Source organism: Streptomyces sp. NPDC050743 (assembly GCF_044456925.1).
Lineage (GTDB): Bacteria > Actinomycetota > Actinomycetes > Streptomycetales > Streptomycetaceae > Streptomyces.
Map to the genome: position 1 here is coordinate 32,884 of NZ_JBITGJ010000047.1, position 13,426 is coordinate 46,309.

Consider the following 13,426-nt stretch of genomic DNA (forward strand, 5'->3'; position numbering starts at 1 on the left):
CCTCCAGGGAGCGGCTCATCTCCGTGCCGGCGGACACCGTGGTCTGCCCCGGGCATGGTGATGTCACGACCGTCGGCCAGGCGGGGCAGCACGTCGGCGAGTGGGCGGAACGGGGCCTTTGAACCGGGGCGCCACCGGAGTTCCCGCACGCCGGGGGCCGGCTCGTATCCGAACAACAGATCCTCGATGCGTTTGTTGGCCACCGCGTGCCGCCCATGGAGACACTGTGGGCATACCGAGCCAACAGCACCTCCACGGTATTTCCCGCTCGCTCTGCGACCTCCATCGGATCAATTCCGGCGTTCGGCCAGGTGGAGGAGGTACGTCCGACGCCTCTGCCGCGGATCCTCGTGGGCATCTGGCGCGACAGCGTCCCGGCGATCGGTCTGGTCCGATGGGGATTCCCCAGTCCCCAGCCCCTCCTCGGGAAGGAGCAGTCCTGGACCGCGACGCCGACAGTGATTCCCAATGTGGTTTGTCAAGCCCGATGTAACGCCTGGTGTGCTGGCTATGCCGCTGCGTGGTTGGGCCGAGGTGGCTCGGCGGTGAAGGTGCGCTGGTCGCGTATGAGCGCCCACAGCACGTCGAGGCGCCGCCGGGCGAGTGCGAGCACGGCCTGCTTGTGTGTCTTCCCCTCACCGCGTTTGCGCTGGTAGAAGGCCTGTGATGTGGGGCAGCAGCGGGCGGCGACTTGGGCGGAAAGGTAGAAAACACGCAGGAGTCGGCGGTGGTAGCGGCGAGGGCGACGCATGTTGCCGCTGATCTTGCCGGAGTCCCTCGGGACCGGGGCCAGGCCGGCAACGCCGGCCAGGCGCCCGGCGCTGCCGAAAGAGGCGATGTCACCACCGGTGCAGGCGACCAACTCGGCGCCGAGCAGGGAGCCGATGCCGGGCATGCTGGTGATCGCCTCGGCGTGCCGGTGCTCGCGGAACCGGGCCTCGATCTGCGCATCGATGCGGGCGATCTGCTGGTCCAGGTCTGCGACCGCCTGGGCCAGCGTGCGTGCCATGGCCGCGGCCGTCTTCTCGCCGCGGACCTGTATGTGTTGCAGGCCGGCTGCTTCGATCGCTGCGGCCGCGACGGCGGAGGCGTTGCGGACCTTGCGGTTGGCCAGCCAGGCGGCGAGCCGTGACTGGCCGATGCGCCGCAGGCCGACGGGGGTCTGGTAGCCGCCCAGGAGGGTGAGCGCGGCTTTGGAGGTGTTGTAGTCGAAAGCACGCTCGAGGGCGGGAAAGTACTCCAGCAGTTGGGCGCGAAGCCGGTTGATGGCGCGGGTGCGGTCTGCGGACAGGTCGTAGCGGCGGGCGGTGAGGACCCGCAGGTCGACCGCGATCTCGTCCCACTCTTGCAGGGGCTGCAGGTCACGGCGCATGCGTGCCTGGTCGGCGATGACGAAGGCATCCTTTGCGTCCGTCTTCCCGTCGCCGCGGTAGGAACTCGACGCGTGGTGCACGGTGCGGCCGGGGATGTAGATGACCTGCTGGCCGTGCGCGGTCAGCAGGGCGATCCACAGCGCGGCCCCGCCGGCGTTCAGGTCCACCGCCCACGTCACAGGGTCACCGTCCGCGAGCGCCAGCACGTCGCCGAGTAGTTCCAGTAGTTCGGGCTCGTTGTTGGGCACCCGACGCGACAGCAGCTTCGTCCCGCTCATATCGATGACCGTGCAGTGGTGCTCGGCCTTGCCCGCGTCCGTCCCCGCCCACAGTTCAGCCAACTTGGGCCTCCTCGCAACTCGCGTCGTTGTGTTCCCGCAGACGACCACGCCGACGTGTCCCTACGAAGCGACTGCTCGCGCATCCCAATCAGTGGCCGTGTCGTCGCGGGGTCAGGGCGGCCAATCACTGAAAGCCACGATCTTCGGCATGAGCCTTTTGAGCCACACCCGGACCCCTGGGGTCTCCGCGATCCTACGAGTGACCGGGACCAACCCCACGCGAACAAGGTAGGGAGCGTTTTCCATCCTCAAGCTGAGCTGGCCTGATACAGGCAGAGGGCGGCCTGGACGAGGACAGTGATGCGGGTGGTCGAGCAACGGAGCTGACGCGCTCGAGATCGCCGTAGGTGAACTTGTACCGGCTCCGCTCCTCCGGTCGGCACCTTGCCCTGTTCCCATGCTCCGAGTCCCCCGCTCCAGGACTCGGACCTGCGACCGGGGCCTCATGCCGCTTCCCTACCGCTGGGTCGCGCGCCCCAGCCGGGCCGACCGCGGCGACGCCACCACCGGGGAGGTCTCGGCGTGGCCGAAGGGCAGCCTGATGGTGCTCTCCCGGACTTCGAGGAGAAGCCGACGCGGAAGAGCGGGTTCTCCGTGGACACCGTCGGCCTGATGTGGACCACGGGAAGCGCGGGCCAGTCGAGGACCTGCTCGACCAGCCAGTGCTGCAGTTGCTGATCCGACTCTGCGGTGCTGGTGAGGGCCGTCTCGGAGACGGTGCACTGCGGCATGTTGACGAACGCCTCCAGGCGTCCGTTAGTGCCCGCGACGGCCGCCGTGGTGACGGCGGGCCTGCAGATACTGCGCCGAAACGCCCATGACGAAGTACATGCGTCCGCAGACGGCCAGAGCATGGGTGACGTCGGCCGCCCATGTCAGGTGTCCGAAAACAACCTCGGCGCCGGTCGCGCGCAGCGCCTGCGCGCGGTCGTCATCGCGCCGCACCATGGCCCGGACGGGCAGGCCCCCTCGCCGAAGGCCCTCCACCACGGATCGCCCTACGGCCCGAGGCGGCCCGCAGCGCCGGTCACAAGGATGGGCGGGACGCCGGCTTCCCGGAGTGCGGTCCATGAAGGAGCGTGTGACGCGCACAGGCGGGGCGCAACCGGAGTTGTCCCAGCCGGGCCCGCCGGGACCGGCGCTGTGCCGGTGCCGCGGGTCCGGGAGGGCTGCTCTCAGGCGCCGTGACCGGAGCGGACCGCCGCCAAGCCGATCACAGATCCCGGTGCGCTGCTGGTGGGCGTCCGGGTACGAAGATTCCACTGATTGATCGTGCGTGGTTGTTTCGCGTCGGGGACCGACGGGGGACCCGGACCGCATGTCCGGCTCGCGGACTGGCTCACCGCCAGCGGCCGCTACGCGGCCGCTGTGCACCGCAGCCACGCCGAACCGACCTGCTCGGCAGCCACGCCGAACCGACCCGGGAGCATCACGCCGACATGCGCAGGGTACTGCTGGCGAGCAGGGAGGCACGCGCCGCCTGCCAGGATGCCTACGACCGGGCAAGGCAGGAACCGGTCCGCCCCAGGGGTGCCCGACGTCGCGCGAAACGGAGGAGGCGCAGGAGGCGCTCAAGCAATTCGGCCGGGCGGCGATGCTCATGGAGAGCCACGTCCCGCAGGCCGACAGCCGTTCCGTCCCCGAGGCGAAGCGGTTCGCCGACGCCCTGGAGGCCGACACCAAGCAGGCGGCAGCCGACGTGCGCGAGCACAGGAATCCGGACTGGGGGCACGTGAACGAGGCGCTCCACGCGTGGGAGGACGCCGCCGGCCACCGGAGCCCGGTCGTGCGGCACGAGGCGGAACTGCAAGAACGGGCCTTGGAAGACCTCGCGACGGCCGTGAGCCGCACACCCCTGGAACGGGACGTCGGCCCTGATCGCGAGGAGCAGCGGGTGCGGGCCGCCGTGGCGGCGGAAGGTGACGGATCAGGACCCGCGCACCGGAGTGGGTGACGAAATCGGCCACGGGGAGCGCCGCGCCTCCTGGAGGGGCAAGCAGTCTCGCCGCGTCGAGCGCCGCCACACGTACCCGGACTCCGACGTGTGCGTCGAGACCATGCCGATCAACCGCACCGTGCAGGCCGTCGTCCTCGTCGCGACGGCAGCGGTGACGGACGCTGGTCCGGCACCGCTGGCCCGGTGGGGGCTCAGGGAGCGGTGGTCCCGCCGCCCGCCGCTGCGCCGCTCTGGGTGGCGTCTTCGCGCGCGCCCTCGCCGGACTCACTGATCTGGACCCGGCGAGGCCTGGCGGCTTCGGCCTTGGGAACCGTGATGCTGAGCACCCCGTCCTGCATCTCAGCCTTGATCTTGTGGGTGTCCAACTCTCCGGGCAGCCGCAAACGGTACTCGAAGGCTCCGACCCGGCGGGTGCTGCGGCGCAGCACACCCTTGCGTTCCCGCTCCTTGATCTCTCCGGTGACCACGAGTTCGGGACCGTCGGCCTCTACGTCAATGTCCTTGCTCTTCACACCGGGGAGTTCGATCTCTATGTGGAACGCCTCCTCGGACTCCGACACGTCCGCGAGAGGCGTCCACGCGGCCGCGGGTGCCGCGCCCACCGTCGACTCCAGCAGGCCGCTCATCTGGTTGAGCAGTTCATCGAACTCGACCAGGGGATTGACAGGGGTGGGTGCCCAGACGGGCCTTTCCTGCAGACCGCCACCGCGGTGGCGCCGGACGGGCATGGCCATCGCCATCGCCTCCTTCTTCCTTCTCGTGACCTCATCGCCCGCCATGGGTCATGCGAGCCATGCGGATTCCTTGTGACGTATGCGTGGGGAGACGTCCGAGCCGCCCGCGGCAGTTGGCGTGCCCGTGGTGCCGGGCGCGGCCGAGTGCCCCAGGTGCCGGTGCACGTAGTGGATGGCCATCGCGCCCTCCCCGGCCGCCGAGGCCACCCGCTTCACCGAGCCGCTGCGGACGTCCCCGGCCGCGAAGACCCCGGGCAGGGAGGTCTCCAGGGTCATGCAGGAGCGCCCGCGGCCGTGCCACACCTCGGGGTGGGCGCAGGCTTCCTGGGCCTCCGGCCCGGTGAGGACGAAGCCGCGGGAGTCGAGGGCGATGGTGCCGGCGAGCCACTCGGTGTGGGGGTCGGCTCCGGTGAAGACGAACAGGCTCCTTACGGCGAGCCGGCGGTGCCGGCCCGTGCGGTTGTCGACCACGTCGAGCTCCTCCAGCACTTCCTGGCCGATGCCCTCGCTGACCTCGGTGTGCAGCATGACCTCCACCCGCGGATGGCGCTCGACCTGGTCGACCAGGTAGCGGGACATGTTGGCCTCAAGGCTTGGTCCTCGGACCAGCAGGTACACCTTGGGCGCATACCCGGCGAGAAACAGCACCGCCTGGCCCGCCGAGTTGCCTCCGCCGACCACGGCCACCGGGTCGGTGCGGCACTGCTGGGCCTCGTAGACGGTCGCCGAGTAATGGACGCTCGTTCCCTCCAGGCGTTCGATGCCGGGCACCTGGAGGCGGCGGTAGCGGGCACCCGTGGCCAGGACGACGGCGCGGGCGGCGATCTCGCTGCCGTCGGCGAACGCCACGACGTAGTGGTCCTCGTCCTTGGGATGGAGACCGGTCGCCTCCACCGGAATGCTGATCCTGGCGCCGAACTTGTCGGCCTGGAGCAGGGCACGTTCGGCGAGTTCGGCGCCGGAGATGCCGGAGGGGAAGCCGAGCAGATTCTCGATACGGGACGACGTGGCGGCCTGGCCGCCGGTGGCCAACGCCTCCACCGCGGTGGTGCTCAGGCCCTCGGAGGCGGCGTACACCGCGGCAGCGAGGCCGGCGGGTCCGGAGCCGACGATCAGGACGTCGCCGTGACGGGTTCCGGCAGGCAGTGACGGCAAGCCGATGAGACGGGCCAGTTCGGCGTTGCTGGGGTTGCGCAACAGGGTGGTGTCCCGCCAGATGACGAGCGGTGTCTCCTCCGGGCCGACGCCGAAGCGGCGCAGCAACTCCTCGGCCTCCTTGTCGGTCTCCAGGTCTATCCAGCGGTGCGGCAGCCGGTTGCGGATGGCGAACTCGCGCAGCCGTCTGGTGTCGGGCGAGTAGCGCGAGCCGATGATGCGGAAGCCGGCGCCCTGTCCGACGAGCAGCGCGCGACGGCACAGACAGGCGCGCAGCACGATGTCCCCGATGGTGGAGTCCTGGGACACCAGGTGGCGCAACTGGTCCAAGGAGACGACGAGGGCCTCGCCCGGCTCCCTGACGACAGCGGTGTAGAAGGCCACTTGTCCGTGCAGCAGGCCGAGTTCGCCGATGAAGCGACCGGGGCCGTGCACGCGCAGCACGTGCTCCTCCGGAGTGCCGTAGTCCTCGACGACGGCGACGGTACCGCTGAGGACGACGAAGAACGTCTCGCAGCGCTCCCCCTCCCGGATCAGCACGTCGTTCGGAGCCATGTTCCGGCGTTGCCCGTGCTCCGCCAGACGTGCTATCTGGTCCTCCGTGAGGCGCGGATACGCGCCGTAGATGTCCGGGGTCTCCCAGAAGGCGGCCTCGTCCGCTTTCTCCGGCACCGGTTCTTCGCCCGGCAGCGACTGGTCGCCGGACATCAGACGAACGCCTCGTGAACGTAGCACCAGCGCCAATCCTCGCCGGGCTGGAACGACTGCACGATCGGATGAGCGTCGGCAGCTGCGTGCTTGCGCGCGTGCTTGTTCGGCGAGGAGTCGCAGCAGCCGACGTGCCCGCAGGTCAGGCAGAGCCTCAGGTGGACCCACGGGGAGCCGAGCATCAAACACTCCTGACACCCCTCTGGGGTCAGCGGCTTGACCGGCCGGACGAGCGCGAGGTGGGGGTCTGCATGCATGGTCATCCGGATCACCCTTTCCGGGCGGTGATCGACTGTTCCACCCACTGGCGTAGAGCGGGGGCGGGCGCGGCCCCCGTCTGCCGGGCGACGGTCTCCCCGTGGTCGAGGATCAGCAGCGTCGGCACCGCCTGGACCGCGAAACGCTGCGACAGTCGCGGGTTTTTGTCGATGTCGACCTTGACGAGTTTGATGCGGCCGGCGAGGTCGGTGGCGACCTTTTCCAGGGCGGGGCTGACCATGCGGCAGGGTCCGCACCAGGTGGCCCACAGGTCGACCACGACGGGGACGTCGGCCCGCTCGGCGACCTCGGTGAAGTCGTCGTCGCCCGCGTCCACCATCCACGGTAGGGGCTGCTTGCAGTGGCCGCACTTGGGGTGGCCCTCGGCGGCCACGGGAACGCGGTTGGTGCGCCCGCAGTGAGGGCAGCTGACGGTCGTCGCTCGCGCGGTGCTCATGCGGCCCTCGCCTCTTCCACGTCCTCGGGCTGGTCGTATGTGACGACCAGTTCGCCATCCCGGGCGTCGACGCGGACGGTGGCGCCGTCCTGGACGTCGCCCTGCAGAAGGGCTCGTCCGACGAGGGTTTCGACCTCGTGGGAGATGTAGCGGCGCAGCGGGCGTGCCCCGTAGACCGGGTCGTAGCCTTGGTGGGCGATCAACTCGCGGGCAGCATTCGTGAGTTCGACGGTGATGCGGCGTTCGGCGAGTCGACGGCGCAGCTCGTCGAACTGCAGCTCCACGATCCGCTCGATCTGCCGCTCACCGAGCGGCTTGAACAGCACGATGTCGTCGACGCGGTTGAGGAACTCCGGGCGGAAGTGCCCGCGCAGCTCGCCCATCACCAGGGCGCGGGCGTCCGGCTTGATCTCGCCCTCGGCGGTGGCGCCGTCGAGGAGGTGCTCGGAGCCGATGTTGGAGGTCATGATGATCACGGTGTTGCGGAAGTCGACGGTGCGGCCCTGGGAGTCGGTGATGCGGCCGTCGTCGAGGACCTGCAGCAGGGTGTTGAAGACATCGGAGTGAGCCTTCTCGATCTCGTCGAACAGCACGACCGAGTACGGCTTGCGGCGTACGGCCTCGGTGAGCTGGCCGCCTTCCTCATAGCCGACGTATCCGGGTGGTGCGCCCATGAGCCGGCTGACGGTGTGCCGCTCCTGGTACTCACTCATGTCGAGGCGGACCATGTTCTCCTCGGAGTCGAACAGGGCCGCCGCGAGGGTCTTGGCCAGCTCGGTCTTCCCGACGCCGGTGGGGCCGAGGAAGATGAACGAGCCGATGGGCCGGCGCGGGTCGCGGATTCCGGAGCGGGCGCGGATGATGGCGTCGGCGACCAGTTTGACCGCCTCGTCCTGGCCGATGACCCGTTCGCGCAGGATCTCGTCCAGGCGCAGCAGCTTCTCCCGCTCGCCTTCCTGGAGGCGGGCGACGGGGATGCCGGTCCACGCGGCGACGATCTCGGCGATCTCCTCCTCGGTGACGACCTCCCGCAGCAGCCGGTTCTGGCCCTGTTTGGCGGCCAGTTGCTCCTCCTCGGCGGCGAGTCGGCGTTCCAGTTCCTGGAGGCGGCCGTAGCGGAGCTCGGCGGCGCGGTTCAGGTCGTAGTTGCGTTCGGCCTCCTCCGCCTCGTGGCGGACTTGTTCCAGTTCCTGGCGCAGTTCCTGCACGCGGCGGATGGCCTGGCGTTCGGCCTCCCACTGGGCGCGTTTGGCGTCGGCCTCGCCGCGCAGGTCGGCCAGTTCCCTGCGCAGTTCCTCCAGACGGGCCTTGCTGGCGGGGTCGCTCTCCTTGGACAGGGCCGCCTCCTCGATCTCCAGGCGGGTCACCCGGCGGGTGATCTCGTCGAGTTCGGCGGGCATCGAGTCGATCTCGGTACGCAGCCGGGCGCACGCCTCGTCGACGAGGTCGATGGCCTTGTCGGGCAGGAACCGGTCGGTGATGTAGCGGTGGGAGAGGGTGGCCGCGGAGACCAGCGCGGTGTCCTGGATCTTCACGCCGTGGAACACCTCCAAACGTTCGCGCAGTCCGCGCAGGATGGAGATGGTGTCCTCCACGCTCGGCTCGTCGACCAGCACCTGCTGGAAACGGCGTTCGAGGGCGGCGTCCTTCTCGATGTGCTTGCGGTACTCGTCGAGGGTGGTGGCGCCGATCATGTGGAGTTCACCGCGGGCGAGCATCGGCTTGAGCATGTTGCCCGCGTCCATGGCCCCTTCGGCGGCGCCCGCACCTACGACGGTGTGCAGTTCGTCGACGAAGAGCAGGATGCGCCCCTGGGCGGCCTTCACCTCGGACAACACGGCCTTGAGGCGTTCCTCGAACTCGCCCCGGTACTTGGCCCCGGCGACCAGGGAGCCCATGTCGAGAGCGAACACCGTCTTGTCGCGCAGGCCCTCGGGGACGTCGCCACGAACGATGCGCTGGGCCAGGCCCTCGACGATGGCGGTCTTGCCGACGCCGGGATCGCCGATGAGGACGGGGTTGTTCTTGGTCTTGCGGCTGAGGATCTGGGTGACGCGGCGGATCTCCGCATCACGGCCTATGACCGGGTCCAGCCGCCCGGAGCGGGCCTCCAGGACCAGGTCGCGGCCGTACTTCTCCAGAGCCTCATAGGCCACCTCAGGGTTGGCGGAGGTGACGCGTTGATGGCCGCGGACCTGGGTGAGCGCGCTCAGGAACGACTCACGGGTCACCCCGTGCTCCTTGAGCAGGCGCCCTGCGGCGGTCGCCGAGCCTTCCTCGGCCAGGGCCAGGAGCAGGTGCTCCACGGACACGTACTCGTCCTTGAGGCGTTTGGCCTCCCGCTCGGCCGCGTCCAGCAGCCGCGACAGGCGCTGGGTGACGAAGACCTGGCCGGGCGCCGCGCCGGGCCCGGTGACCCGGGGCCGACGGGAGAGTTCCTGCTGTACGGCCGCACGCAGTTCCCCCGCTTCGGTGCCCGTCTGCTGCAGCAGCCGTGGGATCAGGCCGTCCTCCTGGTCGAGGAGGGCGAGCAGCAGATGTTCTCCGTCGACCTCGGTCTGGCCCATGCGGATGGCGGCGCTCTGGGCTTCCTGGAGTGCTTCCTGGGACTTCTGGGTCAGGCGGTTCATGTCCATGGTGGCGGATCACTCCTTGTGCCAGCGCGGCGCAGCGCGGCTTCGAGCAGGCTGATGCGGTCGAGCAGGTCGAGCACCAGGCCGATGGATGCGTAGTTGAGGCACAGCCCGGTGCGCAGCCGCTGGACGCGGGCGAGGGCGGACGGTGCCGTGGGAGCGAACACCAGTCGCCCCGCGGCGTCGCGTTCGGCGTCCACCAGTCCCAGGGCCACGAACCGGCGGACGAGATCGGGATGGACGCCGGAGCGGCGGGCAACGGTGTCCAGGGACAGCCTGGGCACCGGCACGATCGCGTACTGGACGCGTGCCGCGGCCGGTGCCGTCCACGCGGGTGCCCGGCGCGTGTGGGGCGGTCGGTCGCTCATCATGTCCTCCTGGGGTCGAACGGGGAGACGGCGGCGAGCTCCTCGAAAAGTGCGCGCTCCTGGTCACTGAGCCGGGACGGCACCATGATCCGTACCTCGGCGTAGAGGTTGCCGTTATCGCCCCGCGGGTTCGGCATGCCCTCACCGCGCAGCCGCAACCGACGCCCGCTGGAGGAGCCCGCGGGCACGGTCACCTTCGCCGTCGCCCCACTCGGCGTGGGCACCGGAACCGTCGCACCCAGCGCCGCCTCCCAGGGGGTGACCGGAAGCTGCACATACACATCCCGGCCCTCGAGACGGAACACCGGGTGCGGCAGGATCCGCACCCGCAGGTACAGGTCCCCCGCGGGAGCGTCACCGCTGCCGCGGCCGCCCTCGCCCGCCAGCCGGATACGCTGCCCGTCCGTGACACCCGGCGGCACATCGACCTCGTAGCGCCGCGGCTGCCCGGAGGGCCCGGCGAGCGTGACGGTGCGGCGGCCTCCGCGGTAGGCCTCCTCCACGGTGAGCGGCAGCTCGGCCTCCTGGTCCGCCCCGGGCACACGCGTACGCCCCGCGCCCCCGAACAACGAGCCGAACAAGTCCTCGAAGTCGACACCCTCCCCGCCGAAGCCGGTAGTGGCGTACCGCCCCCGGGGGCCGCCCTCCCCGGTGGACCAGCGGAAGCCGCCGGCTCCCGCACCGGCACCGACCCGCTCCTCCCAGTCCTCGGGGACCTTCCGGAAATCCTCCCCGAAGCGGTCGTAACGGGCCCGCTGGTCCGGATCCGACAGCACGCTGAAGGCCTCATTGATCTCCTTGAACCGCTCCTCCGCCGCCGGGTCCTTGTTGACGTCGGGGTGGTACCTGCGGGCCAGCTTGCGATACGCCCGCTGCAGCTCGTCCTTGTCGGCGTTGCGCGGAACCCCGAGAACCTCGTAGAAATCGCGTGCCATCGGCGGTCACTCCCGCTTGGCGACGGTCACGGCGGCCGGCCTCAACTGCCGCTCGCCTTCGCCGTAACCAGGGCGCAGCACCTGCACCACGGTGTTCGGTTCGGCGTCCGGATCCTGGACCACGCCGACGACCTCGTGCCGGGAGGGGTCGAACGGGACGCCGGTCTCGGCGTGACGCTCGTAACCAAGGCGTTCAAGAATGGACACGGCCTGGTCGCGCACGGCGCGGACCCCCTCCACGATCGCCCCCGGGTCGGAGCCCGCGTGGCTCAGGGCGAGTTCGAGGTTGTCGATGACCGGCAGGAAGGCCGCGGCCGTGCGGGCGCGTTCGACCGACCGTTCCCGCTCCAGCTCCCTGACGTGGCGCTTGCGCAGATTGTCGAGATCGGCCAGAGCGCGACGCCAGCGGTCCTCGACATCCTTGAGTGCTTCCGCGTACTCGTCTTCCCGCGCGGCCGGACCGGTGGCCGCGTCCGGCCCCGGTTCGGCCTCCGTCGTCGGCGGCCCGGGCTCGGGAAGGTCGCCCTGCGGCGGTTGTGCGGCGCCCTCGGGCGGCAGGTCGGACGATCGGTCCTGGGGAGGGATCGGCATGGCAGGTACCTCAGCCCTTGTCGAACTCGGCGTCGATCACGTCTTCGTCGGCGCCGGTCCCGCCCTGCCCGGAGCCGTCCGGCCCGGTGGTGTCCGACGGACCACTCGCCGCCGCCGCTTCGGCCTGGTGGGCGGCGAGCCCGGCATAGACCTGCTGGAGTTCGGAGATCAGCGGCCTGGTCTTGTCGACTCCGGCCTCGTTCTTGACCGCGTCGCGGGCCTCTGCCACCAGCATCTCGGCACGGGCCTTTTCGTGCGCGGGCGCGGCGTCGCCCAGTTCGCTCAGGCGCTTTTCGACCTGGTAGGCGATCGCGTCCAGTTCGTTGCGGGCGTCGACGGCCTCGCGCAGGGCCTGGTCCTGGCCCTGGTTGCGCTCGGCCTCCTGGACCATGCGCTCGACCTCGCTCCGGTCGAGGTTGGAGCTCTCACTGATGGTGATGCCCTGCTCCTTGCCGGTGTCCTTGTCGCGCGCGCTGACGTTGAGGATGCCGTTGGCGTCGACGTCGAAAGTGACATCGATCTGAGGCTCGCCCCGCGGCGCCGGCCGGATGTCGGTGAGCTGGAACCGGCCGAGCGCCCGGTTGTCGGCGGCCCGCTCGCGCTCGCCCTGGAGGACCACCACATCGACGGCCGGCTGGTTGTCCTCGGCGGTGGAGAAGGTCTCGGCGCGGCGCACCGGGATGGTGGTGTTCCGTTCGACGATCTTCGTCATCACTCCGCCGCGCGTCTCCACGCCCAGCGACAGGGGGGTGACGTCGAGCAGCAGGACGTCCTTGACCTCGCCCTTGAGCACCCCGGCCTGGATCGCGGCGCCCAGCGCCACGACCTCATCGGGGTTGACGCTCATGTTGGGTTCCTTGCCGCCGGTCAGCCGGCGCACCAGTGCCTGGACGGCGGGGATGCGGGTGGAGCCGCCGACGAGGATGACCTCGTCGATGTCGTTCTCGCCGACCTTGGCGTCCTCCATGGCCTGCTTGACCGGTCCCAGGCAGCGCTCCACCAGGTCGGCGGTGATCTGCTCGAACGTGGATCGCATGATCGAGTCGGTGAGGTGCTTGGGCCCGGAGGCGTCGGCGGTGATGAACGGCAGGTTGACCTGGGTCTGGGTGACGGAGCTGAGCTCGGTCTTGGCCTTCTCCGCCGCCTCGAACAGGCGCTGCAGCGCCTGCGGGTCCTTACGCAGGTCGATGCCGTTCTCCTTCTGGAAGTCGTCCGCGAGGTAGTCGACCAGACGCCTGTCGAAGTCGTCGCCGCCCAGATGGCTGTCCCCCGCCGTGGAACGCACCTCGACCACGCCGTCGCCGACGTCGAGGATGCTCACGTCGAAGGTGCCGCCGCCGAGATCGAAGACCAGCACCGTCTCGTGCTGCTTCTTGTCCATGCCGTACGCGAGAGCGGCCGCCGTCGGCTCGTTGATGATCCGCAGCACCTCCAGTCCCGCGATCCGTCCGGCGTCACGGGTCGCGGTGCGCTGAGCGTCGTTGAAGTAGGCGGGCACCGTGATGACCGCCTCCGTGACCCGCTCCCCCAGCTGCTTGGAGGCGTCGTCGGCGAGCTTGCGCAGCACCAGGGCGCTGATCTCCTCAGGCGCGTAGAGCTTGTCACGCACCTTGAAGCGGGCCTCGCCGTTTTCTCCCGGGACGACGTCGTAGGCGACGGCCTTGGCCTCCTCGGAGACCTCGTCGAAGTGCCGGCCGATGAACCGCTTGGCCGAGTAGATGGTGCCCTTGGGATTGAGGATCGCCTGGCGGCGGGCCAACTGGCCCACCAGGCGCTCGCCGGTGTCGGTGAAGGCCACCACGGACGGTGTGGTCCGGCTGCCCTCGCTGTTGGGCACGACGGTCGGCTCGCCGCCCTCCCACACGGCGATCACCGAGTTGGTGGTACCCAGATCAATGCCCACTGCCTTGGCCATG

12 protein-coding genes and 2 pseudogenes are annotated in these 13,426 nt (G+C 69.9%); 1 reads left to right on the forward strand and 13 read right to left on the reverse strand.

Annotated features, from left to right (window positions below; translation table 11 throughout):
* Positions 1-161: 161 nt before the first annotated feature.
* From ACIBJF_RS33085 to ACIBJF_RS33100, 4 genes and pseudogenes are all read right to left on the reverse strand, one after another.
* Positions 162-316, reverse strand: a pseudogene (locus ACIBJF_RS33085) (site-specific integrase); the annotation flags it as partial.
* 192 nt (positions 317-508) lie between these two features.
* Entirely contained in the window at positions 509-1,714 is a 1,206-nt protein-coding gene (locus ACIBJF_RS33090; protein ID WP_399179278.1) for an IS110 family transposase, read from the reverse strand.
* Positions 1,715-1,962: 248 nt separating this feature from the next.
* Positions 1,963-2,043 (reverse strand): annotated as a pseudogene (locus ACIBJF_RS33095) (IS5/IS1182 family transposase); the annotation flags it as partial.
* Positions 2,044-2,470: 427 nt separating this feature from the next.
* Positions 2,471-2,662 (reverse strand): hypothetical protein, encoded by a 192-nt coding sequence (locus ACIBJF_RS33100; protein WP_399179280.1) that lies wholly within the window; start codon positions 2,660-2,662, stop codon positions 2,471-2,473.
* Between the two features lie 652 nt (positions 2,663-3,314).
* Here ACIBJF_RS33100 and ACIBJF_RS33105 point away from each other — a divergent pair.
* A complete protein-coding gene (locus tag ACIBJF_RS33105) occupies positions 3,315-3,668 on the forward strand; it encodes a hypothetical protein (RefSeq protein WP_399179281.1) in 354 nt (117 codons plus the stop codon).
* Between the two features lie 194 nt (positions 3,669-3,862).
* On the opposite strand, the gene ACIBJF_RS33110 is transcribed toward ACIBJF_RS33105, so the two are convergent.
* The 9 genes from ACIBJF_RS33110 to dnaK are packed head-to-tail and all read right to left on the reverse strand — an operon-like array spanning position 3,863 to position 13,425.
* Positions 3,863-4,405: an Hsp20/alpha crystallin family protein gene (locus tag ACIBJF_RS33110; protein WP_399179283.1), complete on the reverse strand. Its 543-nt coding sequence runs from the start codon at positions 4,403-4,405 to the stop codon at positions 3,863-3,865.
* Between the two features lie 48 nt (positions 4,406-4,453).
* The gene (locus ACIBJF_RS33115) at positions 4,454-6,268 is read right to left on the reverse strand and encodes an FAD-dependent oxidoreductase (protein WP_399179285.1); all 1,815 of its coding nucleotides are present in this window, start codon (positions 6,266-6,268) and stop codon (positions 4,454-4,456) included.
* A complete protein-coding gene (locus ACIBJF_RS33120; RefSeq protein WP_399179286.1) occupies positions 6,268-6,531 on the reverse strand; it encodes a UBP-type zinc finger domain-containing protein in 264 nt (87 codons plus the stop codon). The genes ACIBJF_RS33115 and ACIBJF_RS33120 overlap by 1 nt, the downstream gene beginning before the upstream one ends.
* A 5-nt stretch (positions 6,532-6,536) precedes the next feature.
* Complete coding sequence (gene trxA, locus ACIBJF_RS33125) at positions 6,537-6,983, reverse strand: thioredoxin (RefSeq protein ID WP_399179287.1); 447 nt, start codon at positions 6,981-6,983, stop codon at positions 6,537-6,539.
* Positions 6,980-9,619: an ATP-dependent chaperone ClpB gene (gene clpB, locus ACIBJF_RS33130; RefSeq protein WP_399179289.1), complete on the reverse strand. Its 2,640-nt coding sequence runs from the start codon at positions 9,617-9,619 to the stop codon at positions 6,980-6,982. The genes trxA and clpB overlap by 4 nt, the downstream gene beginning before the upstream one ends.
* On the reverse strand, positions 9,610-9,984 hold the full coding sequence (locus ACIBJF_RS33135; RefSeq protein ID WP_399179291.1) for a chaperone modulator CbpM: 375 nt from the start codon (positions 9,982-9,984) through the stop codon (positions 9,610-9,612). The genes clpB and ACIBJF_RS33135 overlap by 10 nt, the downstream gene beginning before the upstream one ends.
* Positions 9,984-10,919 carry a DnaJ C-terminal domain-containing protein gene (locus ACIBJF_RS33140; RefSeq protein WP_399179293.1) on the reverse strand — a complete coding sequence of 312 codons (936 nt, stop codon included), beginning with the start codon at positions 10,917-10,919 and terminating at the stop codon, positions 9,984-9,986. The genes ACIBJF_RS33135 and ACIBJF_RS33140 overlap by 1 nt, the downstream gene beginning before the upstream one ends.
* Before the next feature lie 6 nt (positions 10,920-10,925).
* Positions 10,926-11,510: a nucleotide exchange factor GrpE gene (gene grpE, locus ACIBJF_RS33145; RefSeq protein ID WP_399179295.1), complete on the reverse strand. Its 585-nt coding sequence runs from the start codon at positions 11,508-11,510 to the stop codon at positions 10,926-10,928.
* Positions 11,511-11,520: 10 nt separating this feature from the next.
* Entirely contained in the window at positions 11,521-13,425 is a 1,905-nt protein-coding gene (dnaK, locus tag ACIBJF_RS33150) for a molecular chaperone DnaK (protein ID WP_399179297.1), read from the reverse strand.
* Position 13,426: the final 1 nt, after the last annotated feature.